The sequence below is a fragment of the Streptomyces asoensis genome, from assembly GCF_013085465.1.
Lineage (GTDB): Bacteria > Actinomycetota > Actinomycetes > Streptomycetales > Streptomycetaceae > Streptomyces > Streptomyces cacaoi_A.
Genome location: NZ_CP049838.1, coordinates 3,469,737 through 3,493,264 on the forward strand (window position 1 = coordinate 3,469,737; position 23,528 = coordinate 3,493,264).

The following is a 23,528-nucleotide window of genomic DNA, read 5'->3' on the forward strand; positions in this document are numbered from 1 at the left end:
GTCAGCCGCCGGAGGTGTCCAGTTCCGCGTCCTCGCTGATGCCCGAGCAGTCGTACGGGTCCTTCAGCCAGCCGTCCGGCAGCACGACCCTGTTGTTGCCGGAGGTGCGGCCCCGGGGGCCGTCGGCGCCGGTGGGCCAGGGCTGGTCGAGGTCCAGTTCGTCGAGACCGGCCCGGAGTTCGGCGAGCGACGAGGTGATGGCCAGCCGCTTGCGCATCTCGGAACCGACCGCGAAGCCCTTGAGGTACCAGGCGACGTGCTTGCGGAAGTCGATGACCCCGCGCGGCTCGTCGCCGATCCACTCGCCGAGCAGGGTGGCGTGCCGGACCATGATGTCGGCGACCTCGCGGAGCGAGGGCCTGGCGATGTCCTCGGTCCGCCCCTCGAAGGCGGCCACGAGGTCGGCGAACAGCCACGGCCGGCCGAGGCAGCCGCGTCCGACGACCACGCCGTCGCAGCCGGTCTCGCGCACCATGCGCAGCGCGTCCTCGGCCGACCAGATGTCGCCGTTGCCGAGGACGGGGATCTCCGGGACGTGTTCCTTCAGCCGGGCGATCGCCTCCCAGTCGGCGGTGCCGCCGTAGTGCTGGGCGGCGGTGCGTCCGTGCAGCGCGATCGCGGTGACGCCCTCCTCGACGGCGATCCGGCCGGCGTCGAGGTAGGTGATGTGGTCGTCGTCGATGCCCTTGCGCATCTTCATCGTCACCGGGAGGTCGCCGGCCCCGCTCACCGCCTCGCGCAGGATCGCGCGCAGCAGATGGCGCTTGAAGGGGAGCGCGGAGCCGCCGCCCTTGCGGGTCACCTTGGGGACCGGGCAGCCGAAGTTCAGGTCGATGTGGTCGGCGAGGCCCTCCTCCGCGATCATGCGGACGGCCTTGCCGACGGTGGCCGGGTCGACGCCGTACAGCTGGATCGAGCGCGGCTTCTCGGTCGCGTCGAAGTGGATCAGCTGCATGGTCTTCTCGTTGCGCTCGACCAGCGCCCGGGTCGTGATCATCTCGCTCACGAACAGGCCCTTGCCTCCGCTGAACTCCCGGCACAGGGTCCGGAAGGGAGCGTTGGTGATCCCGGCCATGGGGGCCAGGACGACCGGCGGGGTGACGGTGTGCGGGCCGATCCGGAGGGTCGCGTTCTTCGTGGGCGCGGTCGTGGGCATCCACCCATTGTCACGCATCGGACGGCGTGCCCGGCCGCGGGTTCCCGCCCCCGCCCCGCACCCCGCCCCGTGCGCACCCCGCAGCCGCACCACACCCGTCCCGCACCCCACCGACGGATCGTGTAGCAACCATTAGTTAGGCGCACTATTGATATCGGCGTACGATGGCTCGCATGCCCGAGCTCAGCCCTCGCCGACGTCTCCTGGTCCTCGCGATCTGCTGTATGAGTCTGCTGATCGTGAGTCTCGACGTCACCGTTCTCAATGTCGCCCTGCCCGCGATGCAGAGCGATCTGCACGCCTCCACCGCCGGCCTCCAGTGGACGATCGACGCGTACACGCTCGTGCTGGCCGTGCTGCTGATGCTCGCGGGATCGACCGCCGACCGGATCGGCCGCAAGAAGGTCTTCATGGCCGGGCTGGTCGTGTTCACGATCGGCTCGCTGCTGTGCTCGCTCGCCCCGAACCTGGAGCTGCTGGTCGCGGCCCGGATGGTGCAGGCGGTCGGCGGCTCCATGCTGAACCCGGTCGCCATGTCGATCATCACCAACACGTTCACCGACCCCCGCGAGCGGGCCCGGGCGATCGGGGTCTGGGGCGCGGTCGTGGGCATCTCGATGGCCGCGGGCCCGCTGCTGGGCGGACTCCTGGTGGAGTCCGTCGGCTGGCGGTCGATCTTCTGGCTCAACCTGCCGATCGGCCTGGTCGCCCTGCTGGCGACCCTGCGGTACGTCCCCGAGTCCCGCGCGCCCAAGGCCCGCCGTCCCGACCCGGTCGGCCAGCTGCTGGTCATCGCCCTGTTCGGCCCCCTCACCTACGCGATCATCGAGGCCCCGGAGGCGGGCGCGGCGACCAGCGTCCCCTTCGCGGCGGTGGCGCTGGCCGCGCTGATCGGACTGCTCTGGTACGAGCCCCGGCGCGATGACCCCCTCGTCGACCTGCGCTTCTTCCGGTCGGTCCCGTTCAGCGGGGCGACCGTGGTCGCGGTCGGCGCGTTCGCCGCGCTGGGCGGCTTCCTGTTCTTGTCCACGCTGTACCTCCAGAACGTACGGGGCCTCGACGCCCTGCACGCCGGGCTGTGGATGCTGCCGATGGCGGTGCCGATGTTCCTGTGCGCCCCGCTGTCCGGACGGCTGGTCGGCAGCCGGGGGCCACGGCTGCCGCTGCTGATCTCGGGCGCCGCGATCACGACGAGCGGGCTGCTGTTCGCCGTCTTCGAGGCGGAGACGTCCGACGTGACGTTGTTCCTCGGGTATGTGCTGTTCGGCGTGGGCTTCGGGTTCGTGAACGCGCCGATCACGAACACGGCGGTGTCGGGCATGCCGCGCGGTCAGGCGGGGGTCGCGGCGGCGGTCGCCTCCACCAGCCGCCAGCTGGGCCAGACGCTGGGCGTCGCGGTGATCGGCGCCGTCCTGGCGGCGGGCGTGAGCACCTCGGCGTACCGCGACACCTTCGTCTCGGCCGCCGTCCCCGGCTGGTGGATCCTCACCGGCTGCGGTGTCGTCGTCCTCGTCCTGGGCGCCGTGACCACCGGATCCTGGGCCCGGCGGACGGCGGAGCGGACCGCGCGGCGACTGGAGTCGCCGGAGGTCCGGGAGGCGGCGAGCCTCAGCGCCTGACCCCGCTCTCGGCGGTCTCGGCGGACGGCACCCGCGCGAACGCGTACAGCTTCTCCAACCGCTCCCGCGACACCTCGTCCGCCGGTGCGTACGTCACCAGGCGCGCCCCGAGTTCCGGGCTCAGCCAGAGGTCGGTGTGGGTGAGGTCGAGCAGGCCGACGTGGGGGTTGCGGAACTGTTTGGTCTTGCTGCGGGTCGCGACGACCTCGTAGCGCTCCCAGTTCTCGCGGAACTCCGGTGACTCCGACTGGAGCCGCTTGACCAGCATCTTCCAGGCGGGCTCGGTGAGATGGCCGGCCATGGAGGCGCGGAGCTTCGCGGCCATCAGGCGCATGGTCTCGTCGAGGTGGACGACCGACTCGCGCCACTGCGGGTGGGTGTGGATGAGGACCATGCAGTTGCGGTCCTCGGGCGGGATCGCGTCGAGGTCGCAGAGCAGATGGGCGTAGGTGCGGTTGTAGGCCAGGATGTCGTAGCGGCTGTTCTGGACGCAGGCGGGCAGCGGGTCGAGCTGGTCGAGCACCTCGCGTACGGCGTCGGTGACGCCGGCGCACGACGAGGCGGGGGTCGGGTCGGTCGCGGCGGCCAGCTGGAAGAGGTGGGCCCGTTCGCTCGGGTCGAGCAGCAGTGTGCGGGCGAGGGCGTCGAGGACCTGGACCGAGACCTGGATGTCCCTGGACTGTTCGAGCCAGGTGTACCAGGTGACGCCCACCGCCGAGAGATGGGCGACCTCCTCGCGGCGCAGCCCCGGGGTCCGGCGGCGCGCTCCGCGCGGGAGACCCACCTGCTCGGGCGTGATCCGCTCGCGGCGGCTGCGCAGGAAGGCGGCCAGCTCGTGGCGCCGGATCTCCGAGCCGCCGGCCCCGCGCGACTCACGGGCCCTCTGGAGCTCGCGGGCCTCCTCCGTCGCACGGGCCTCCTGGGCCTCACGAGTCCCCTGAGCCCGGCGCATTGCCTGGGTCTCGCGCGCGCGTGCTTCCTGGGCCATCGTCGTCATGCCTCCAGCGTGCGGCCGCCCGGACCCTGTTGCCAGGTACTCCTTCTACCAGGATAAGAAGAATCTGGTACCCGTCTGGGGGGCGGCGCAGGCTCGGGAGCGTGACTGAAACCATCACCACCAAAGCCGCCGCACGGACGGTCGCTGCGCCCCGCGCGCTCGGCTCGCTCGGGCTGTTCACCGTGCTGCTCGGCGCGGCACTTCCCCTGATCGACTTCTTCATCGTCAACGTCGCCCTGCCCACCATGGGCCGGGATCTCGCCGCGAGCGAGTCCGTCCTCGAACTCGTCGTCGCCGGTTACGGGCTCGCGTACGCCGTACTGCTCGTGCTCGGCGGCCGGCTCGGTGACCTGTTCGGCCGGCGCCGGCTCTTCCTGGGCGGCATGGCCGCCTTCGGTCTGACCTCGCTGGCCTGCGGGCTCGCGCCCGACGCGTGGTCGCTGGTCGCGGCGCGGGTCGCGCAGGGCGCGTCGGCCGCCGCGATGGTTCCGCAGGTGCTCGCCACCATCCAGTCGTCCACCGAGGGGCCGCGTCGCGCCAAGGCGATGAGCCTGTACGGCGCGACCGCCGGCCTGGCCATGGTCGCGGGCCAGATCCTGGGCGGCGTGCTCGTCGCCGCGGACCTCGCCGGCAGCGGCTGGCGGTCCGTGTTCCTGGTGAACGTCCCCGTCGTGGTCGTCGGGCTCGTCCTCGCCGTCCGTACCGTCCCGGAGACGCGCTCGCAGCACCCCGAGCCCGCGGACGGACCCGGCACCGTGCTCCTCGCCGCCGCCCTGCTGACGCTGCTCGCCCCGCTCACCGAGGGCCGGGCGGCGGGCTGGCCGCTGTGGACGTGGCTGTCGCTGGCCGCGTTCCCGCTGGTGACGGGCGCGTTCCTCGCGGTGGAGCGGCGGGCCGACCGGCAGGGCCGTACCCCGCTGGTGCCGCCGAGCCTGTTCGCGCTCACCACGCTGCGGCGCGGACTGACGATCATGGTGCCGTTCGCGATCGGCTTCAGCGGGTTCATGTTCGTCATCGCCGTGGCGCTCCAGAGCGGGGCGGGGCTGGGTCCGGTGCCGGCCGGCCTGGCGCTCGCCCCGATGGCCCTGGCGTTCTTCCTCGTCTCGCTGGCCGGACCACGGCTGGTGGCGCGGTTCGGGGCCCGGGTGGTCACGGCGGGCTCGGTGGTCCAGGGCGTCGGTGTCGTCCTCATCCTGCTGGCGGTGCGCGCCGACTGGCCGGACGTGGGCTTCGTCGCGCTGCTGCCGGGCGCGGCGGTCGCCGGTGCGGGGCAGGCGCTCCAACTGCCCGTTGTGATGCGGATCGTGATGTCCGAGGTGCCACCGGCCCGCGCGGGCGTCGGCAGCGGGGTGATGGTGACCACCCAACAGGCCTCGCTCGCGCTGGGCGTGGCCACCCTCGGCACCCTGTTCCTCTCCCTGGTCCCGGGGATGGGCATGCGGGACGCCCTGGTCACCACGCTGGTCGTGCAGTTGGGCGGGGTCGTCGTGACGGGGCTGCTGAGCCTGCGGCTGCCGCGCAAGGTCGGGTGACTCCGGCGCCCCGGACCGGGCTCGGGAACGGCTTGGTCAACTCGACGGGCCGAAACCCCTGTTGATGTTGGTATTGCTGCACACTCCTTGCTGGCCGAGATATCGGGAGGCGTCGTGCTGGAGATCAACACGAGCAAGGTGAGCCGCTGGGACCAGCACGGACGGGAGCATGTCGTCAGAGTGCGGCGCGCGGGAGTGCAGCGCACGATCAGATGTGACACCTGCGGCTGGCGCAAGGGGGCGCAGTTCCTGCCCTGGCTGAAGGCCGAGGAACACCTCGCCGAGGCGCATCAGGCGACGGTGGACCCCGCGGAGGGCCGCGAGCCGCGCTGACTGCGGTGTGATGGGTGCGAGTGAGGTCGCTCAGTCGCCGCGGGCGTCGAGGCCGCTGACCAGCCCCCGCAGCACGGGTCCGTACTCGGGGTGAGCCAGGGCGTGGGCCAGTTGGGCGACGAGGTAGTCGGCCGGGTTGCCGGTGTCGTACCAGCGGCCCTGGATGACCTGGCCGTAGACCGCGCGGCCGCGGGCGTAGGCGTTGATGGCGTCGGTCAGGTAGATCTCACCGGTCCGGTGCTCGTACCAGCGGCGGGTCTGCTCGCGCAGTTCGTCGATGATGCCGGGGGTGATGACATAGCCGCCGATGGCCGCGTACGACGACGGTGCCCGCGCGGGGTCGGGTTTCTCGACGAGGCCGGTGATGCGCAGGGTCCCGTCGCCGAGGTCTTCCTTGACGACGGGGACGCCGTAGCGCTGGGAGTCGGCCGGGTCCATCGGCAGCAGCGCCAGCACCGGGCAGCCGGTCTGCTCGTAGGCGCGGATCAGTTGCTGGGCGCGGGGGGTCTCGGCGACGAAGACGTCGTCGGGCCAGAGGACCAGGACCGGCTCGTCGCCGAAGGACCGGGCGGCGTTCAGCACCGGGGTGCCGTTGCCGTACGGGCCGTGCTGGTCGAGATAGGTGATGTGACCCTTGCGGGCCAGCTCCGCCACCTCCTCGACCGCGTCCGCGTAGGCCGTCTTGCCGTCGGCGCGGAGCTGCTCGACGAGGGCCGGGTTTGGGCGGAAGTGGTCCTGGATCAGGCTCTTGCCGCCGGACACGACGATGGTGATGTCGGTGATGCCGGAGTCCACCAGCTCGCGGACGGTGTGCTCGATCACCGGCTTGTCGCCGACCGGGAGCATCTCCTTGGGGATCGCCTTGGTGAGGGGCAACAGCCGGGAGCCCAGCCCGGCGGCGGGGATCACGGCCCGGCGGATCGTCGGGGACATCAGGCCGGACCCCGCAGTCCCCGCAGCAGCAGGTCCATCAGTGCCGCGAAGTCCTTCTGTGCCTCCGGCCGCTCCCACAGCCGCTGGTAGCCGGGGTCGTGGAAGCGGCCGGTGGCCTGGAAGACGGCGACGGCGGAGATCCGCGGGTGGGGGGTCGCGAAGTCGCCGGACGCCACTCCCGCCTCGATGATCCGGGTCAGCTGGCCGGTCAGGTCGGCGAGGTGCTCGCCGACCGCCTCGCCGCTCTCCCCTGCCAGCACCATGTACGTGGCGAACAGCTCGGGGTCCTCGCCCGCCTTGCGGCGTTTGGCAGCGAAGAGCGCCGCGAGCCAGTCACGCAGCCGGGTCTCCGGGGTGCGCGTCTCGTCGGCGGTGATGACGGAGAGGGTCTCGGACATACGGTCCAGCCACCGCTTCGTGACCGCCTCGCGCAGCGCCGCCTTCGTCCGGAAGTGCCGGTAGACGCTGCCGTGACTGACGCCGAGCGCGCGGGCCACGTCGACCACGGTGGCCTTGGCCGGGCCGTGGCGGCGCAGCACCTCCTCGGTCGCCTCGAGGATGCGCTCGGCGGTCAGGGTCTCGGTGGTCGGTGACATGCTCAGACCGTACCCGGAGAGCGGGTCAGCGCTCGCTGTCGAGGTGGGCCATCGCGGCGGCCGAGTAGCGGTCACCGGCGGCCGCGTCGGCCGGGACGGCGTCCTCGATCGCGGCGAGGTCGGCGGCCTCCAGGACGACGTCCAGCGCGCCCAGCGACTCCGCCAGCCGCTCCCTGGTCCGGGCGCCGATCAGCGGCACGATGTCCTCGCCCTGGGCCAGCACCCAGGCGATCGCGATCTGCGCGACGGAGACGCCCTTCTGCTCGGCGATCTTCCGCAGAGCCTCCACCAGGTTCAGGTTGTGCTGGAGGTTGTCGCCCTGGAAGCGGGGCGAGTAGAGCCGGAAGTCGTTCGCGGCGAGCTTGCGGTCGGCCGTGAAGTGCCCGGAGATCAGCCCGCGCGACAGCACGCCGTACGCCGTGATCGAGATCCCCAGCTCACGCGTGACCGGCAGGATCGACCTCTCGATGCCACGCGAGATCAGCGCGTACTCGATCTGGAGGTCGGCGATCGGCGCGGTGGCGGCGGCCTTGCGAATGGTCTCGGCGCCGACCTCACTGAGGCCGATGTGCCGGACGTAGCCCTTCTCGACCAGCTCGGCGATCGCGCCGACCGTCTCCTCGATCGGTACATCGGGGTCGAGCCGGGCGATGCGGTAGACGTCGATGTGGTCGACGCCCAGGCGCTGGAGGGAGTAGGCGGCGAAGTTCTTCACGGCCTGCGGACGGCCGTCGTAGCCGCTCCAGCCGCCGTCCGGGTCGCGCAGGGCGCCGAACTTCACGCTCACCTGCGCCTGTTCGCGGCGGGCGGCGGGTGCGGAGCGCAGCGCTTCGCCGATCAGCAGCTCGTTGTGGCCCATGCCGTAGAAGTCGCCGGTGTCCAGCAGCGTCACGCCGGCCTCGAGGGCGGCGTGGATCGTCGCGATCCCCTCGGTCCGGTCCGCGTCGCCGTACAGCGCGGACATACCCATACAGCCGAGACCGAGGGCGGAGACCTGGGGACCGGTGGTGCCGAGGGAACGGGTTCGCATCGTCATGCCCACCAGCCTGGCATGACAGCTGACAGATTTCAACATCTGTCAGCTGTCACTCCATGTCTGTCATTCACCATCTCTCCGGTCGACGGGCCGTGCACACCGAGGACAATGAGAGATGTCGGTGCGCAGTCACCCCGGCGGCGCCTGCCGCCGACCGAGCGGCCCTTCGCGCCGCCATGGAGGCTGCCATGAGCATCCGCATCGCCACCTTCAACATGGAGAACCTCTTCCGCCGACCCACGGCCTTCCGCATCGAGGATCCGGTGCAGCGCAAGGAGATCCTCGACGACTTCGCCACACTGGTCGCCCTCCTCGACCGGCCGCTGTACACGGACGACGACAAGACGAAGATCGCCGACCTCATCAAGAAGCACCGGGCGTACGACGTCGACCCGACGGACCCGCCGCCGATCTTCGTGAACCAGGCCCGGCCGGGCAAGGACTCGGGACTGTTCAAGACGACGGGGTCGGGAAAGAGCACCCGCGTCGAGGTCACCGCCAAGGGCCGTTTCGCGTGGGCCGGTTGGGCCGAACTGGGGCAGGACGACTTCGAGCTGGACGTGGTGCGCAACACCGGCCGCGTGGTCTCCGAGGTCGACGCCGACGTCCTGCTCACCGTGGAGGTCGAGGACCGCCTCACCCTGGAGCGCTTCAACACGCAGGTGCTCGCCGGGGCACTCGGCAGGCGGCCGTACCCCTACGCCCTGCTGATCGACGGCAACGACCCCCGGGGCATCGACATCGGGATCCTCAGCCGGCACCCGATCACGTCCGTCCGGTCCCACCTCTTCGAGACCGACCCGGAACGCCCCAACAGGCGCCTCTTCAGCCGCGACTGCCCCGAGTTCGAGATCCAGCTCAACGGCACACCGCTGGTGATCCTCGGCAACCACCTGAAGAGCAAGTTCCAGGACGATCCCGAGCTGCGGCTGGCCCAGGCGAAGCGGGTCGCGGAGATCTACCGGGACGCGCTGGAGCGCACCCCGCACGTCATCGTCGGCGGAGACCTCAACGACGACCCGGACAGCGAGACGGCGGCGGCACTGGGGGCCACCGGGCTGCGTGACGTGATGAGCCATCGCTCCTACAGCGGGCTGCCCGGCACCCACGGCGACTGCAAGAGCGAGCGGAACAAGCTCGACTACCTGCTGCTCTCACCGGAGTTGTGGCAGGAGGTGCAGCACGTCGGCCTGGAGACCCGTGGCATCTTCGCGAACGGCATCAAGTCCTTCGACACCGTGACCTCGAAGGCCGACGAGGCCTCCGACCACGCGTCCCTCTACGTGGACGTCGACCTGTAGACACGGACGAAGCGGCTCCAGGCCTCCGCCCCGAAGACGAGCGCGCCTCGTGCGGGATCCTTGCTGTCCCGCACGGGGACGAGGGAGGGCACGTTGTCGGCGACCTCGACGCAGTTGCCGCCGTCCGAGTTGCTGTAGCTGCTCTTGCGCCAGGCGGCGGCACTGAGGAGGTCGTCGGAGACCTCGAGGCACTGGCCGCCATCCGAGTTGCTGTAGCTGCTCTTGCGCCACGTCACGCTGCTCAGGTCGATGGCTCGCACGGCAATTCCTCCAACATACGCAAGATGAACGTCCGCGACTCGGCAGGGTTCAGCGCCAGGTCACGTACCGCATCATATGTGCGGTGCAGACGCTCAACCCTGCTTGTTTCGTCGACCAGTTCACCTCGAACGTCGTTCTCGGTATAGGCCACCGTTCGGCCATCCACAAGGCGCAGGAACATTATGTCGGTGGTGTCCAGCGAGTGCAGCCCCGTGCCGAACGGCAGCACATGAAGGGTGACGTTCGGGCGCTCCGCAGCCTCCAGCAGGCACTCCAACTGCTCCCGCCACTCTCGGGGATCGCGCAGCGAATTACGCAGCACCGCCTCGGCAAGGATCATGCGGAACGGGGGTGCATCGACCCCCTCCAGCACCTTCCGTCGCCCAATGCGGGCCTCGACCTGCTGCTCGAGCTCCTCCCCCTTCAGCCCGCCCGCCGCGAGCGCTTCTCGCGCATACCCGGCCGTGTGAAGCATCCCCGGCGGCCTGCTCACGCCGTAGTGCCACAGGCCGATCGCTTCGGCCTCCAGCAACATGTACCGCCGATACTGCTCCTTGAACTGCGACGGATCCGCCACCGCAAGCTCCCACAGCGTGAGCAGCATCGGGGCCGTGCCGTAATGCTGGTCCAGCGCCTCCACGATCTCCGGGCTGCCCAGACTCTGGCCGCCCTCCATCTTCCCGAACGTCGACGCGTTCCAGCCCAGCACGACCTCCAGTTGCCGCAGGCTGTCCCCCTTCTCGGTCCGCAGTAGGCGCAGTTCCTCCGCGAACCGCCGCCGAGGCTCCTGACTGCGCCCCGTGATCACCCGCCTCGACGGCATCTCACCCCTCCGGAATTTGTGGAATATGCGCTGCCCGACGACGCCGAGCCCCACGTCAGCGGCGCGCCGATCCCGATCGCGGGCCATCCTGACGACGACCCCCACCACGCAGAGTAGCCCAACCATCACAATTAGTATGTAAGTTGGGTGAAAGGAGCGAAAGACATGCACGACACGCAGCACGAGCCGGGCGCCCTGTTCTACGACCCCGCGACGGACAAGGTCGGCGAGTACCAGGAACGGTCCGGCCCCTACGCGATGCTGCGGCCCGTCGGCGGCGGCCGGGAGTGGCAGGCCGACCCGGCGGCGCTGCGGCCGGCGACCGCCGAGCAGCGGCTGAGCGCGGGCGTACGGGCGGCGAACCGGCGCGCTCGGACGGACGCGCCGTTCATGGTCGGCATCGGCACGCCCCGCCCGCCCGTACCGGAGCCGGACTGCGCCGAGTGCGACGACCTGGCGTCGCGCCGGGAGAGCGCCCGCGCCGCGCACGACCGGAGCGCGGAGACCGACGCGAACGTGCTGCTGCGAAGCCACCGGCGAGAACGGCATGAATGACCATGAACAGGCCATCTAGACACGGAGCGTGATCGTGCAGCACCGCTCACCCACCGAGCCGGAACGGACCGGCGAAGATCACATGTCGCCGACATACCGAACCCGTCCGTTCACAGCGCGCCGTGCGCGCCCCGCGCCCGGCCCTGAACCCCACGTCCTGTAACTGTCCGCATTGGATCTAGTGCGTTGAGTAACCGACCTCATAGGGTCAAAGCGTCGCCAACACCGCATCCCTGGAGGATTCGTGGCAAGGTTCCGCACTCGACTGGCCCTGCTCGGTTCGGCCGCGGCTCTCACCGCCGGCGCCCTCGCTCCCGCCCAACTCGCCGGGGCGCAACCCGCCGCCGCGGCGTCCTACGAATGGGTCGCCCTGGGCGACTCCTACACCGCCGGTGTCATCCCGGCGGCCGGCGAGGTCTTCGAAGTCCCCCGGGACGGCTGCGAGCGCACCGACCGGTCCTACCCGCAGGTCATCGACCGTGACCTCGGCTCGCTGATCGAGCTGACCAACGTCAGTTGCGGCGCCGCCACCATCGAGGACATCACCTTCAACGCCCAGCATCCGATCGGCCGCCACCTGCCGCCCTTCTCCGAGGACCCGGACTACCCGTTCCCCCCGGTGCCTCCCCAGTCCGAGGCGGTGCGCTCCGGCACCGACGTGATCACGGTCGGCGTAGGGGGCAACACCCTCGGGTTCGCCGACATCCTCTTCACCTGTCTTCAGCTGGGCAGCGGCAGCGGTGGCGTGGGCACGCCGTGCCGGGACGACCTCGCCGACAACATCCCCGGCCGGCTCGCCAAGGTGAGCGGGGACTACGACGACATGCTCGCCACCCTGCACGAGCGCGCCCCGCACGCCAAGATCGTGACCGTCGGCTACCCCACCGTCATCCCGGAGGACACCTCCAAGTGCCGGTACAACGACTGGGAGCAGTTCGCCTCGATCACCCCGGGGGACCTGGACTGGCTGCGCGACGACGTCCTGAACCCGCTCAACGCGACCATCGAGAAGAGGGCCGGTGAGCACGGCGACGCGTTCGTCGACCTCGCCCCCTCCACCCGCAACCACAGCGTCTGCGACGCGGGCCGCTGGGTGGAGGGCGTGTTCAGCACCTTCCCGAGCGAGGTGGCCTTCGTGCACCCCAACGCCAAGGGCCACAAGAACGCCGCCGATCACGTCTCCGCGGCGATCCTCAACGCCTTGGGCGTGAACTGACCCGCACGCACACGGCGCGAGGCCGGCCCCGACGGGTACTCCCCGTCGAGGCCGGCCTCGGTATGCCGGGTGCCGCGAGCGGCTACGCGCCGATCAGGCGGCCGGCGAGGTAGCTCTCGATCTGGTCGAGGGACACCCGCTCCTGCTTCATCGAGTCACGCTCGCGGACGGTGACCGCGTTGTCGTCCAGGGTGTCGAAGTCGACGGTCACGCAGTACGGCGTGCCGATCTCGTCCTGGCGGCGGTAGCGGCGGCCGATGGCACCGGCGTCGTCGAACTCGATGTTCCAGTTCTGACGCAGCGCGGCGGCGAGGCCCTTGGCCTTCGGGGAGAGCTCGGGGTTGCGGGACAGCGGGAGCACCGCGACCTTCACCGGGGCCAGACGGTGGTCGAGGCGCAGCACCGTGCGCTTCTCCATCTTGCCCTTGGCGTTAGGCGCCTCGTCCTCGACGTACGCGTCGAGCAGGAACGCGAGCATCGCGCGGCCGACACCGGCGGCCGGCTCGATGACGTACGGCGTCCAGCGCTCCTGGGCATCCTGGTCGAAGTAGGAGAGGTCCTGGCCGGAGGCCTTGGCGTGGGCGGAGAGGTCGTAGTCGGTGCGGTTGGCGACACCCTCCAACTCGCCCCACTCGTTGCCGCCGAACTGGAAGCGGTACTCGATGTCAGCGGTGCGCTTGGAGTAGTGGGAGAGCTTCTCCTTCGGGTGGTCGTACCACCGCATGTTCTCCTCGCGCAGGCCCAGGCCGGTGTACCAGTTCCAGCGCTGCTCCATCCAGTACTCCTGCCACGTCTCGTCCTCGCCCGGCTTGACGAAGAACTCCATCTCCATCTGCTCGAACTCGCGAGTGCGGAAGATGAAGTTGCCGGGCGTGATCTCGTTGCGGAAGGACTTGCCCATCTGCGCGATGCCGAACGGCGGCTTGCGGCGCGAAGTGGTCTGCACCTGGGCGAAGTTGGTGAAGATGCCCTGGGCGGTCTCGGGGCGCAGGTAGGCGATGGAGCCGGTGTCCTGCGTGGGGCCGAGGTGGGTGGAGAGCAGACCCGAGAACTGCTTGGGCTCGGTGAACTGGCCCTTGTTACCGCAGTTGGGGCAGTTCACGTCCGCCAGGCCGTTCTCCGGCTGGCGGTGGTGCTTGGCCTCGTACGCCTCTTCCAGGTGGTCCGCGCGGAACCGCTTGTGGCAGGAGGTGCACTCGGTCAGCGGGTCGGAGAAAGTGGCGACGTGGCCGGAGGCCACCCAGACCTCGGGGGCCAGGATGACGGACGAGTCGATGCCGACCACGTCCTCGCGCGACGTCACCATGTAGCGCCACCACTGGCGCTTCAGGTTCTCCTTGAGCTCGACACCCAGCGGTCCGTAGTCCCAGGCGGCCTTCTGACCGCCGTAGATCTCACTGCACGGGAATACGAAGCCACGGCGCTTGCTCAGGCTGACGATGGTGTCGATCTTGTCGGCGGCCACGGTGCTCTCTTCATAACGACGACGGGCGGCGAAGCGAGATGCGCTTCCAGAGAAGACTTCAGGGTACCGGCGGGGACTCCCCCTCGACCAAATCGGATCCCTACCCAGACCCTTACCCAGCCGTTACCAGGCCTTGTTGACAACGGTTTCCATATTTGTTGAAAATGACTGTCATGAACGTACGACGACGACTCATATCCGGCACCGCGATCGCCGCGGCCACCGCCCTCGGCCTCGGCACCCTCTCCGCCTGCTCCTCCGACAGCGCGGCCGCGACCAACACGGACAAGTTCGACGTCGTCGCGTCGTTCTACCCGATGGCCTTCCTCGCCGAGCAGATAGGCGGGGCCCACGTGAACGTCAGCAGCCTCACCGAGCCCGGCCAGGAGCCGCACGACCTGGAGATCAGCGCCCAGCAGACCGCCGCGCTCCAGAAGTCCGACGCGGTGCTCTACCTCAAGAACCTCCAGCCCTCCGTCGACGACGCGGTGGCCCAGTCCGAGGTCAAGACCAAGATCGACGCAGCCTCCCTCACCACACTGGAGAAGCACGGCAACGAGGTCGGCGGCCACGCGGCCGAGCACGACGACCACGAGAACGAGGAGCTGTCCGGCCTCGACCCGCACATCTGGCTCGACCCGGTCCGCTACTCCCAGGTCGCCGAGGGCGTCGGCAAGGCCTTCGAGAAGGCCGACCCGGACCACGCGGCCGACTACAAGGCGAACACCGCGGCCCTCGTGAAGAAGCTCGACGCCTTGAACACACAGTTCAAGGACGGGCTGGCGAACACGAAGACCAAGGTCTTCGTCACCACGCACGCGGCCTTCGGCTACCTCGCCGAGCGCTACGGCCTGACCGAAGAGGCCATCAACGGCCTCGACCCCGAGTCGGAGCCCAGCGCCGCCCGCGTGAAGGAGCTTGAGAAGATGGCCAAGGCCGACGGCGTCACGACCGTGTTCTACGAGACGCTCGTCAGCGACAAGACCGCGAAGACCATCGCCTCCGACGCGAACCTCGAGACCGACGTCCTCGACCCGATCGAGGGCATCACGAAGAAGTCCCGGGGCACGGACTACTTCTCGGTCCAGGAAGCGAACCTGAAGGCGCTGAAGACAGCCCTGGGAACGAAGTGATCTCTACGGAGGGCGTCATGGACGCGAGCGTCACCGGCGCGAAGGCCGAGTCCGTCTCATCGGAGTCCGTCTCTTCGGAGTCCGTCATCTCCCTGCGCGGTGTCCGCGCGGAGCTGGGCTCGCGCCCGGTCCTGCGGGGCATCGACCTCACCGTGCGGCGCGGTGAGGTCGTCGCCCTGCTCGGCGCGAACGGCTCGGGCAAGTCCACCGCCGTACGCACCGTGATCGGGCAGGTCCCGGTCAGCGCCGGGGAGGTCGAGCTGTTCGGCACGCCGCAGCGCCGGTTCCGGGACTGGGCGCGGATCGGCTACGTCCCGCAGCGCACGACGGCCGCCGGCGGGGTGCCGGCCACGGTGACGGAGGTCGTCTCCTCGGGCCGGCTCTCCCGCACCCGCTTCGGCGTCTTCCGCAAGGCCGACCGGGAGGCCGTGCGGCACGCCCTGGACCTCGTCGGCATGGCGGACCGGGCCAAGGACAACGTCGACGCCCTCTCCGGCGGCCAGCACCAGCGCGTACTCATCGCCCGCGCGCTGGCCGCCGAACCCGAACTGCTGATCATGGACGAGCCGATGGCGGGCGTCGACCTGGCCAGCCAGGAGGTCCTGGCGCGGACCCTGAAGGACCAGGTCGCGGCCGGTACGACGGTCCTGCTCGTGCTGCACGAACTGGGCCCCCTGGAGCCCCTGATCGACCGGGCGGTCGTCCTGCGCGACGGCTGCGTCCTGCACGACGGCCCACCCCCGCAGGCCCTCGGGCAGCACGCCCTGCCCGGCCACGACCACGTACACCCGCACGCACCCGCGGGCGCCGAACCGATCCGCACGGGACTGCTGAGCTGATGGACTTCCTGAACTACGCCTTCATGCAGCGGGCGCTGCTGGCCGCCGTCCTGGTCGGCATCACGGCCCCCGCCGTCGGCATCTACCTCGTCCAGCGCCGCCAGGCCCTCATGGGCGACGGCATCGGCCATGTCGCGATGACCGGCGTCGGCCTGGGCTTCCTGCTGTCCTGGTCCCCGGTGTGGATGGCCACCGCCGTCTCGGTCGTGGGCGCGGTGACCATGGAACTGATCCGCTGGTATGGCAAAACCCGCGGCGACATCGCCCTCGCCATGCTCTTCTACGGCGGCATGGCCGGCGGCGTGATGTTCATCAACCTCGCGCCGGGCGGCTCGAACGCCAACCTGACGTCGTATCTGTTCGGATCGCTGTCGACCGTCTCCGAGTCGGACGTCACGGCGATCTGCCTGCTCGCGGCCTTCGTGGTCGTCGTCACCCTGGGCCTGCGCCGCCAGCTCTTCGCGGTCAGCCAGGACGAGGAGTTCGCCCGGGTGACCGGCCTGCCGGTCCGCGCGCTGAACCTGCTGACGGCGATCACGGCGGCGGTCACCGTGACGGTGGCGATGCGGGTGGTCGGCCTGCTGCTGGTGTCGGCCCTGATGGTGGTCCCGGTGGCCGCGGCCCAGCAGCTCAGCCGCAGCTTCGCCGCCACCTTCGCGATCGCGGTGGCGATCGGCGTGACGGTGACCACCGGCGGCACGGTGACCTCGTACTACCAGGACGTCCCGCCCGGTGCGACGATCGTGCTGCTGACCATCGGCGCGTTCATCGCGCTGAGCGTGCTGGCCGCTCCGCTGGCCCGCCGCCGCGCCCGCGCGCTGGCGGCGGCGCAACCCGCCGGCGACCCGGCGGAGTGTGCGATTCCGGCCACCCGGGCAGCGGGGGACGAGGTCGGCGTCTGACCGCGCACAGCCGGGGCTGGCACAATGGCCCGGCAAGCCGCAGACGTGAGGAGGCAACGGTGACAACCGCTGGACCGCCCGTGAAGGGCCGTTCCACCCGCCAGCGTGCCGCCGTGGCGGCGGCGCTCGACGAGGTCGACGAGTTCCGCAGCGCCCAGGATCTGCACGACATGCTCAAGCACAAGGGCGACTCGGTGGGCCTGACCACGGTCTACCGCACCCTCCAGTCCCTCGCCGACGCGGGCGAGGTCGACGTCCTGCGCACCTCCGACGGCGAGTCGGTGTACCGCCGGTGCTCCACCGGCGAGCACCACCACCACCTCGTCTGCCGCGTCTGCGGCAAGGCCGTGGAGGTGGAGGGCCCGGCGGTGGAGAAGTGGGCCGAGGCGATCGCCGCGGAACACGGCTACGTCAACGTGGCCCACACGGTCGAGATCTTCGGCACGTGTTCCGACTGCGCGGGTGCCTCCGGCGGCTGAGCGGTTGTGCGGTGCGGGTCGGGTGACCGGCCCCTGGGGGCTGCGCCCCCAGACCCCCGCTTCGGCCTGAACGGCCTCGTCCTCAAGCGCCGGACGGGCTGATTTCGCTCAGCCGCGGCCGAAGCAGCGTTCCAGCTCGTCCAGGTCGTAGAACTTGCTGCCCTTGGATATCGGGGTGCAGGCGGCCTTGAAGGACGTCTCCTGCTCGTTGTAGAGCATGCGGACCAGGAACCGGCCGTTCTTCTCGTAGACGTCCCACTGGATGTTCGAGGCGAGGGGGGCCACGTCGGCGCCGCGCCACGGGTTCGAGGCGTAGGTGTACGGCTTGGCGGCGGTGACCGGCTTCGTGCTGCCGGGCAGGCCCATCAGGGCGGCCAGCGGGATGATCTCCTCGGCGTGGGTGAAGCGGAGTTCGGCGCCCAGGGTGCTGGTGCCGGACCGCTTGGCCTCCACCTGCTGGAAGAAGTCGTCGAGCAGGACGTCCGCCATCTTGTACGTGATGTCGCTGTCGGCGAAGCCGGGACCCTTCTCGTAGAAGTCCTCGGCGTCGCTCAGGTACCCGAACCAGGCGGCGTCGGAGGTGGAGATGTACCGCTGCATCCCCCAGCCCTTCCCGCCCGGGCTCTCCTCGCTCATCGCGGGGGCGATGGCGTACAGGTTGTAGACGGCCTGGGCTGCGGCGACCTGGTCGGCGCTGCCGAGCTGCTCGACGAAGGCGGCCTTGAAGAGGCGCCGCAGGACGCTGTACGCGGCCTTGTGGGTCTTCGGTTGGTCGGTGATCTTCGCCAGGGTGTCCGCGAGGCGCTGGTCGTTCGCGATGTAGTCGCGGTAGGCCGCGCCGCCGTCGGCCTTGTGGAAGTAGAGCAGGTCCTTGTCGGTGCGGGTCGTGCCGATCAGCGGCTCGAGGGCCGGGTCGGCGTCGGCGAGGGCGCCCGCGTACAGGTTGGCGCTGTCGACGGCCCGGCCCTGGCCGGAGCTGACGACGTCGATCTTCTCGCCGTCGCGCGCGATCCCGGCGAAGAGGGAGGGCAGCCGGGCGGCCGTGCGGGTGGCCGTGTCCTGGATCTCCTCCTTGCCGAGGCCGCTCAGGTTGCCGTAGCCGATCTTCGCCATGGCGGCCTGGAGGGCGCGTACCTTCGGGCCGAACTCCTCACCCTTGCCGGTGAGTTGGCCCGTGGCCTCGGCCTTGTCCCAGAGGGCGAGGATCAGGTCGCCGTCCTCGCTGTCCGTGGCGGAGCGGGAGCCGTGCCGGGAGACGTTCTCCGTGAAGACGGGGGTGAAGCCGGCCGGCGGCCGCTGGTAGGAGCGTGCGCTCTGCTCGGGCGCGTAGGTGGCCTTCGTGCCGTAGCTGTCGCGGTGCGCGAGGTGCGTACCGGAGCCGCCGGTGTCGGCGGCGTGGGCAGGCAGTGCGGTGAGCACGAGCGCGCCGAGGGCGGTGGCGAGGGCGGGGGTGACGCGGTTCATGTGCGGGCCGTTTCAGCGAGCGGGAGACCGGGGACGGACTGATCTCCCGCAGCGTCGACGGGCCGGGTGAACGCACGGAGGCTAGGAGGTGGCCTCCTGGTCCGGAGTCTTCCCCTCCATGGCCAAGAGTTCCTCATTCGTGACCGCGCCGCCGAAACGACGGTCCCGGGACGCGAACTCGACGCACGCCCGCCACAGGTCACGGCGGTCGAAGTCGGGCCACAGCACGTCCTGGAAGACCAGCTCCGCGTACGCGCTCTGCCAGAGCAGGTAGTTGGAGGTGCGCTGCTCGCCGCTCGGCCGCAGGAACAGGTCGACGTCCGGCATGTCCGGGTAGTACAGGTACTTCGCGAGGGTCTTCTCGTTGACCTTCGACGGGTCGAGCCGGCCCGCCTTCACATCCTCGGCGAGCGCCTGCGCCGCGTCCGCGATCTCCGCCCGGCCGCCGTAGTTCATGCAGAAGTACAGGGTGAGACGGTCGTTGTCCTTGGTCTGCTCCTGGGCGACCTGGAGCTCCTTGGCGACCGACTTCCACAGCTTGGGCATCCGGCCCACCCAGCGCACCCGGATGCCGAGCTCGTCGAGCTGGTCGCGGGTCTTGCGGATGAAGTCGCGGTTGAAGTTCATCAGGAAGCGGACCTCGTCGGGCGAGCGCTTCCAGTTCTCGGTGGAGAAGGCGTACAGCGAGATGTTGCGCACACCCATCTCTACCGCGCCCTGGAGCACGTCGAGGACCTGCTCGGCGCCGACCTTGTGCCCCTCGGTGCGCGGCAGCCCGCGCTCCTTGGCCCAGCGGCCGTTGCCGTCCATGACGATCGCCACATGCTCGGGGACCAGCTCGCCCGGGAGCTTCGGCGGGCGCGCGCCGGACGGGTGCGGCTCCGGCGTCCTGTACTCCCGACGCTGCCGCCCCAGGAACCCGCGTACGACCATGTGCCTCTCGTCTCCTCTGACTTTCGCTTGCTTGTTTCTCTGCGCTTGTTTCTCTGCGCTTGTTCCTCTGCGCCTATTTCTCCACGTACCTGAGTGAGCGCAGTCCGCGCTCCAGGTGCCAGTGCAGATAGGCGGACACCAGCCCGCTGCCCTCCCGGACGTGCCGCGCCTCGCACGCGTCCGCCGTCTCCCAGTCTCCCGTGAGCAGTGCGCCCAGCAGGACCAGGGTCTGCGGCGAGGGTACGACGCTGCCGGCCACCCGGCAGTCGACGCAGACGGAGCCGCCGGCCGCGACGGAGAAGAACCGGTTGGGTCCCGGCATTCCGCACTTGGCGCAGTCGCCGAAGCTGGGGGCGTATCCGTTGACGGCCAGCGACCGCAGCAGGAACGCGTCGAGGACGAGGTGCGGGGCGTGCTCCCCGCGGGCCAGGGTGCGCAGCGCCCCGACGAGCAGCAGGTACTGCTGGACGGCCGGTTCGCCCTCGTGGTCGGTGAACCGCTCGGCGGTCTCCAGCATGGCCGTCCCGGCGGTGTAGCGGGCGTAGTCGGTCACGATCCCGCCACCGTAGGGAGCGATGATCTCGCTCTGCGTGCACAGCGGCAGGCCGCGGCCGACCAGTTCGCTGCTGCCCCGCGCGAAGAACTGCACGTCGACGTGGGAGAAGGGTTCGAGGCGGGCGCCGAACTTGGACTTCGTCCGCCGTACCCCCCGCGCCACGGCCCGCACCCGCCCGTGCCCGCGCGTGAGCAGCGTGATGATGCGGTCGGCCTCGCCGAGTTTCTGGGTCCGCAGGACGATGCCGTCGTCCCGGAAGAGACTCATCGGGCACCGCCGGGGGCGGCCTGCCGGGGGTGCGGCATGCCGCGGTCCGCCGCACCCGGCTGCCGGGTGGGGGGCACGATGCCGTCGTCGCGGAACAGGCTCATACGCCCATTCTCGCCTACGCCGGAGGGGCGGTGTGCCCGCCCGCCACGATCGCTCGGACGGGGTGCGCGCGACCAGGGGCGACGCAACCAACGGGAGCGGAGAGACGTCCGTGACAGAGGAGACCATGATCCTCGACGGACGGAGAGAACGATCTTAAGCTCGCACCTTTCCCCCAGGCCCTCCCGCCGCACCCTGCTGACGGCCGGCGCGGCCGGCACGGCCGTCCTGCTCACCGCGGGCCCCGCCGGAGCCGCCACCGACGACCCCGTCACCGCCCGCCTGCGCGACCTCGAAGCCGGGCACGGCGCCCGCCTCGGCGTGTTCGCGTACAACGTCCGCACCGGGCGCTCGGTCCGCTACCGGGCCGACGAACGCTTCCCGGTCTGCTCCCTGTTCAAGACCCTGGCGGTCGCGGCCGTCCTGCGGGACCTGCCCGAGGCAACACTGGACCGCCGCGTCTTCTGGACGTCGACGGACGTGGTGGAGAACTCCCCCGTCACCCAGGACCATGTGGCCGACGGCATGACGATCGCCGAGCTGTCCGCCGCGGCCATCCAGCGCAGCGACAACACGGCCGGCAACCTGCTCCTGCGCGAGCTGGGCGGCCCCACGGCGATCACCCGCTTCGCCCGCTCCGTCGGCGACCGCGTCACCCGCCTCGACCGCTGGGAGCCGGACCTCAACTCGGCCGAACCGGACCGGGTCACGGACACCACCACCCCGTACGCGATCGGCCGGACCTACGCCCGTCTCGTCCTCGGCGACGCGCTGGCCCCGGCCGACGGCCGGCGCCTGACCGACTGGATGCTCGGCACGATCACCAGCGCCAACCGGTTCCGCGCCGGACTCCCTCCGACCTGGACGGTCGCCGACAAGACCGGCGGCGGCTGGTACGGCGCGAACAACGACGCCGGAGTCGCCTGGACCCCGGACGGCGCCCCCGTCGTCCTGGTCGTCCAGCTCACCAAGCCGGACCGGGAGGCGGCCTACGACAACGAACTGATCGTGGAGACCGCGAGGGTACTGGCGGAGACGCTGGTCTAGGGCCCGTCGGGCCTCAGTCGGACGCTGTCGGGGACGCCGTTCGGGGAAATGCCCGGGGCGGCGGCCTCCCACAGCTGGTCGAACCGGCGGATCAGGGGCTGGACCTCGTCGGCCCGGGCGTTCACCGTCGTCGAGGTGTTCACACTCAGCTGGTCCGCGTGGATCTCGTACGACAGCACCCCGTCGAAGAGGATGCAGTCGATCATCTTGCCGCGGCGCAGGTAGAGCGGGAGCTCTTCCAGGGCCACCACCTGGACCTGGATGCCCATCTCCCGCTGCTCCGCGCAGATCGGTTCCAGGGCGGCCAGCTCTTCGGGCCGCTTCACGATGAACAGGCGCCGGACCGAGATGCGCCGTTCCAGGATCGCCTCGCGCTGGGCGGTCAGGTAGCGTCCGGCCGGCTCGGTGTTCCAGAACCCGTCGTCGACGACGGTGGTGCTGATGGCGTCGATGCTCGTCCTCGCGCACTTGGTGAGGGTCAGGAGCCAGTCGTGGTTCTCGCCCGCGCACTCGGCGCTGAGGTTGGTGAAGTCCTCCATCTGCGCGGCGAGACGGTCGATCTCCGTATGCGCGAACTCGTGCAGGATGTCGGGCCCCATGGACACGACCTTGGTGGCGTGCTCGGCGAGCCGGGGCACCCCGTCGCCGCGCAGTTTCTCCACCTCGGTGAAGAGCTTCGTCGCCTCGCCTATGTCGGCGAACCGCTTGTCCACCGACTCCCTGAGTTCGCCCAGCTGGCTGACGAAGGAGGCCAGGAACTGCACGATCAGCACGATGCCGCCGCACAGCACGGACAGCACGAGCTGCCACGGGCCGTCCTCCTCGGACGGTCCGACGACATTGGTGAGCAGGTAGACGACGCCACCCGCCACCACGGTGATCAGGATCTTCTGCGTCACATGCCGGGCGCCCTCGCCGTCTCGGATCCGGTCGCCGCGGAAGTTCGGGTTCGTCGGTGCAGGCATCTCTCTTTCTCCCCCCGTCGGGATGCTGCGCGAACAGCTGTCGTGTTGCCGTCAGGACAGGGCCGGCACCTCGCCCCGGATGAGGTTCTGTAGTGCCAGCTGGTCCCGGATGCGCTGTGCCATGGTGTTCCACTGTCTGCTGAATCCCGGGTGCCGCTCGAGTTCCTCCCAAGGCGGGCTCAAGGCACGGTCCAGGCGTGCCTGAGGCATCCACAGGTGCAGCAGATGCTCGACGAGCGGACGCAGCACCTTCATCGCGGCCGCCTGGTTCTCGGAGCCGGGCGGCAGCCCGTCGAGCTTGTCGCCGACGGTCGTCAGCAGCCAGTCGTGCAGGGCGAGGTCCTCGCACAGCGTGGCCGCCGCCACGGGCGTGGTCCCTCGCGGCAGCCGCAGTTCGACGATCCGCAGGCCCGAGCCGAGCTCGGTGAAGCGCGCCGACGCCGGCTCGCCGTCGTCGGCCGGTGACGCGGTCCAGCGCAGGCTGGTGTCGGTCGTGGTGAGCGGAGCGTCGTGGTCCAGGAGGTCGTGCCGGCGGGAGATCCTCGCCAGCAGACTCTCGGCGATCGAACCGACGTCCAGCTGGTCCTGCTGATGTCCGGTCAGGAAGCCCTCGGTGACGGACTTCTCGGGCAGTCTGCCGACCGGGACCAGGGAACCGGGCCGGACCAGGTAGTACCCCCAGGGCCGCCGCCGGTCGGGCCCGGTGGCCGGGGCGGAGAAGTACGCCGTCGACTGGAGGACGCGGCCCTCGACGAGCCCCGCGTGCGCCGCCACGGTGCCGACCGCGCGGACCTTGGCCCCGGTTGCGGTGGGCAGCCGGCAGTCGACGCCGGTGAGGACGTCCGGGGAGAGGGCGTGCCGGTTGGGGCGCCGCGAGGTCCGGACGGGTTCGTCGGCGCGCAGCCGCAGCAGCCGCACGGCGGTCCGCTCGTCCACCGCCCTACGGGTGGGCAGCAGACAGGTCCGCACCTCACCGCAGGTGAGGACGGGACCGGAGGCCGTGCCCAGGCCGCTCATC

At 70.4% G+C, this 23,528-nt stretch carries 24 protein-coding genes; 11 read left to right on the forward strand and 13 right to left on the reverse strand.

Annotation, left to right across the window (positions count from 1 at the left end; all coding sequences use genetic code 11):
* Position 1: 1 nt before the first annotated feature.
* On the reverse strand, positions 2 to 1,156 hold the full coding sequence (gene dusB, locus G9272_RS15495) for a tRNA dihydrouridine synthase DusB (RefSeq protein ID WP_171397129.1): 1,155 nt from the start codon (positions 1,154 to 1,156) through the stop codon (positions 2 to 4).
* Between the two features lie 173 nt (positions 1,157 to 1,329).
* Between dusB and G9272_RS15500 the strand changes: the two genes are divergently transcribed.
* Positions 1,330 to 2,775, forward strand: a complete 1,446-nt coding sequence (locus tag G9272_RS15500) for an MFS transporter (protein ID WP_171397130.1) — start codon at positions 1,330 to 1,332, stop codon at positions 2,773 to 2,775.
* Here G9272_RS15500 and G9272_RS15505 read toward each other — a convergent pair.
* A complete protein-coding gene (locus tag G9272_RS15505) occupies positions 2,765 to 3,772 on the reverse strand; it encodes a helix-turn-helix transcriptional regulator (protein WP_171397131.1) in 1,008 nt (335 codons plus the stop codon). The genes G9272_RS15500 and G9272_RS15505 overlap by 11 nt on opposite strands.
* A 101-nt stretch (positions 3,773 to 3,873) precedes the next feature.
* Between G9272_RS15505 and G9272_RS15510 the strand changes: the two genes are divergently transcribed.
* Both G9272_RS15510 and G9272_RS15515 read left to right on the forward strand, forming a co-directional pair.
* On the forward strand, positions 3,874 to 5,304 hold the full coding sequence (locus tag G9272_RS15510) for an MFS transporter (protein ID WP_171397132.1): 1,431 nt from the start codon (positions 3,874 to 3,876) through the stop codon (positions 5,302 to 5,304).
* A gap of 114 nt (positions 5,305 to 5,418) precedes the next feature.
* Positions 5,419 to 5,637, forward strand: a complete 219-nt coding sequence (locus tag G9272_RS15515; protein ID WP_171397133.1) for a hypothetical protein — start codon at positions 5,419 to 5,421, stop codon at positions 5,635 to 5,637.
* A gap of 30 nt (positions 5,638 to 5,667) precedes the next feature.
* On the opposite strand, the gene G9272_RS15520 is transcribed toward G9272_RS15515, so the two are convergent.
* The 3 genes from G9272_RS15520 to G9272_RS15530 are packed head-to-tail and all read right to left on the reverse strand — an operon-like array spanning position 5,668 to position 8,202.
* On the reverse strand, positions 5,668 to 6,570 hold the full coding sequence (locus G9272_RS15520) for a UTP--glucose-1-phosphate uridylyltransferase (protein WP_171397134.1): 903 nt from the start codon (positions 6,568 to 6,570) through the stop codon (positions 5,668 to 5,670).
* The gene (locus tag G9272_RS15525) at positions 6,570 to 7,166 is read right to left on the reverse strand and encodes a TetR family transcriptional regulator (protein ID WP_171397135.1); all 597 of its coding nucleotides are present in this window, start codon (positions 7,164 to 7,166) and stop codon (positions 6,570 to 6,572) included. Before G9272_RS15525 ends, G9272_RS15520 begins: the two co-directional genes overlap by 1 nt.
* A gap of 25 nt (positions 7,167 to 7,191) precedes the next feature.
* Positions 7,192 to 8,202: an aldo/keto reductase gene (locus G9272_RS15530; RefSeq protein ID WP_171397136.1), complete on the reverse strand. Its 1,011-nt coding sequence runs from the start codon at positions 8,200 to 8,202 to the stop codon at positions 7,192 to 7,194.
* 188 nt (positions 8,203 to 8,390) lie between these two features.
* Here G9272_RS15530 and G9272_RS15535 point away from each other — a divergent pair, with 188 nt between their 5' ends.
* The gene (locus tag G9272_RS15535) at positions 8,391 to 9,503 is read left to right on the forward strand and encodes an endonuclease/exonuclease/phosphatase family protein (protein WP_171397137.1); all 1,113 of its coding nucleotides are present in this window, start codon (positions 8,391 to 8,393) and stop codon (positions 9,501 to 9,503) included.
* On the opposite strand, the gene G9272_RS15540 is transcribed toward G9272_RS15535, so the two are convergent.
* Entirely contained in the window at positions 9,482 to 9,763 is a 282-nt protein-coding gene (locus tag G9272_RS15540) for a DUF397 domain-containing protein (RefSeq protein WP_171397138.1), read from the reverse strand. The genes G9272_RS15535 and G9272_RS15540 overlap by 22 nt on opposite strands.
* Positions 9,745 to 10,587 carry a helix-turn-helix domain-containing protein gene (locus G9272_RS15545; protein ID WP_171402003.1) on the reverse strand — a complete coding sequence of 281 codons (843 nt, stop codon included), beginning with the start codon at positions 10,585 to 10,587 and terminating at the stop codon, positions 9,745 to 9,747. Before G9272_RS15545 ends, G9272_RS15540 begins: the two co-directional genes overlap by 19 nt.
* Before the next feature lie 165 nt (positions 10,588 to 10,752).
* On the opposite strand from G9272_RS15545, the gene G9272_RS15550 reads away from it, so the two are divergent.
* Together G9272_RS15550 and G9272_RS15555 are read left to right on the forward strand one after the other, a co-directional pair.
* The gene (locus tag G9272_RS15550; RefSeq protein ID WP_171397139.1) at positions 10,753 to 11,142 is read left to right on the forward strand and encodes a hypothetical protein; all 390 of its coding nucleotides are present in this window, start codon (positions 10,753 to 10,755) and stop codon (positions 11,140 to 11,142) included.
* Positions 11,143 to 11,386: 244 nt separating this feature from the next.
* The gene (locus G9272_RS15555; protein WP_171397140.1) at positions 11,387 to 12,358 is read left to right on the forward strand and encodes an SGNH/GDSL hydrolase family protein; all 972 of its coding nucleotides are present in this window, start codon (positions 11,387 to 11,389) and stop codon (positions 12,356 to 12,358) included.
* Positions 12,359 to 12,440: 82 nt separating this feature from the next.
* Here the strand turns inward: G9272_RS15555 and G9272_RS15560 are convergent, their stop codons facing one another.
* Positions 12,441 to 13,823, reverse strand: a complete 1,383-nt coding sequence (locus G9272_RS15560) for a glycine--tRNA ligase (protein ID WP_171397141.1) — start codon at positions 13,821 to 13,823, stop codon at positions 12,441 to 12,443.
* A 173-nt stretch (positions 13,824 to 13,996) separates the two neighbouring features.
* Here G9272_RS15560 and G9272_RS15565 point away from each other — a divergent pair, with 173 nt between their 5' ends.
* From G9272_RS15565 to G9272_RS15580, 4 genes are read left to right on the forward strand one after another with little or no spacing between them, the layout of a single operon-like run.
* Positions 13,997 to 14,956 (forward strand): metal ABC transporter substrate-binding protein, encoded by a 960-nt coding sequence (locus tag G9272_RS15565; protein ID WP_171397142.1) that lies wholly within the window; start codon positions 13,997 to 13,999, stop codon positions 14,954 to 14,956.
* 17 nt (positions 14,957 to 14,973) lie between these two features.
* Entirely contained in the window at positions 14,974 to 15,795 is an 822-nt protein-coding gene (locus G9272_RS15570) for a metal ABC transporter ATP-binding protein (protein WP_171397143.1), read from the forward strand.
* Positions 15,795 to 16,697, forward strand: coding sequence for a metal ABC transporter permease (locus G9272_RS15575; protein ID WP_171397144.1), 903 nt, complete (start codon positions 15,795 to 15,797; stop codon positions 16,695 to 16,697). The genes G9272_RS15570 and G9272_RS15575 overlap by 1 nt, the downstream gene beginning before the upstream one ends.
* A 59-nt stretch (positions 16,698 to 16,756) precedes the next feature.
* Complete coding sequence (locus tag G9272_RS15580) at positions 16,757 to 17,176, forward strand: Fur family transcriptional regulator (protein ID WP_028806487.1); 420 nt, start codon at positions 16,757 to 16,759, stop codon at positions 17,174 to 17,176.
* 108 nt (positions 17,177 to 17,284) lie between these two features.
* Here the strand turns inward: G9272_RS15580 and G9272_RS15585 are convergent, their stop codons facing one another.
* The 3 genes from G9272_RS15585 to recO form a co-directional block, all read right to left on the reverse strand.
* The gene (locus G9272_RS15585; protein ID WP_171397145.1) at positions 17,285 to 18,640 is read right to left on the reverse strand and encodes a histidine-type phosphatase; all 1,356 of its coding nucleotides are present in this window, start codon (positions 18,638 to 18,640) and stop codon (positions 17,285 to 17,287) included.
* An 81-nt stretch (positions 18,641 to 18,721) separates the two neighbouring features.
* Positions 18,722 to 19,573, reverse strand: coding sequence for an isoprenyl transferase (locus tag G9272_RS15590; RefSeq protein WP_020127702.1), 852 nt, complete (start codon positions 19,571 to 19,573; stop codon positions 18,722 to 18,724).
* 73 nt (positions 19,574 to 19,646) lie between these two features.
* A complete protein-coding gene (recO, locus tag G9272_RS15595) occupies positions 19,647 to 20,396 on the reverse strand; it encodes a DNA repair protein RecO (RefSeq protein WP_062649449.1) in 750 nt (249 codons plus the stop codon).
* Positions 20,397 to 20,651: 255 nt separating this feature from the next.
* Between recO and bla the strand changes: the two genes are divergently transcribed.
* Positions 20,652 to 21,545 carry a class A beta-lactamase gene (gene bla, locus G9272_RS15600; protein ID WP_437184368.1) on the forward strand — a complete coding sequence of 298 codons (894 nt, stop codon included), beginning with the start codon at positions 20,652 to 20,654 and terminating at the stop codon, positions 21,543 to 21,545.
* Here bla and G9272_RS15605 read toward each other — a convergent pair.
* Positions 21,542 to 22,510, reverse strand: a complete 969-nt coding sequence (locus G9272_RS15605; protein WP_171397147.1) for a hypothetical protein — start codon at positions 22,508 to 22,510, stop codon at positions 21,542 to 21,544. The two genes, bla and G9272_RS15605, sit on opposite strands and share 4 nt — an antisense overlap.
* A 51-nt stretch (positions 22,511 to 22,561) precedes the next feature.
* A complete protein-coding gene (locus G9272_RS15610) occupies positions 22,562 to 23,527 on the reverse strand; it encodes an SCO2521 family protein (protein WP_171397148.1) in 966 nt (321 codons plus the stop codon).
* Position 23,528: the final 1 nt, after the last annotated feature.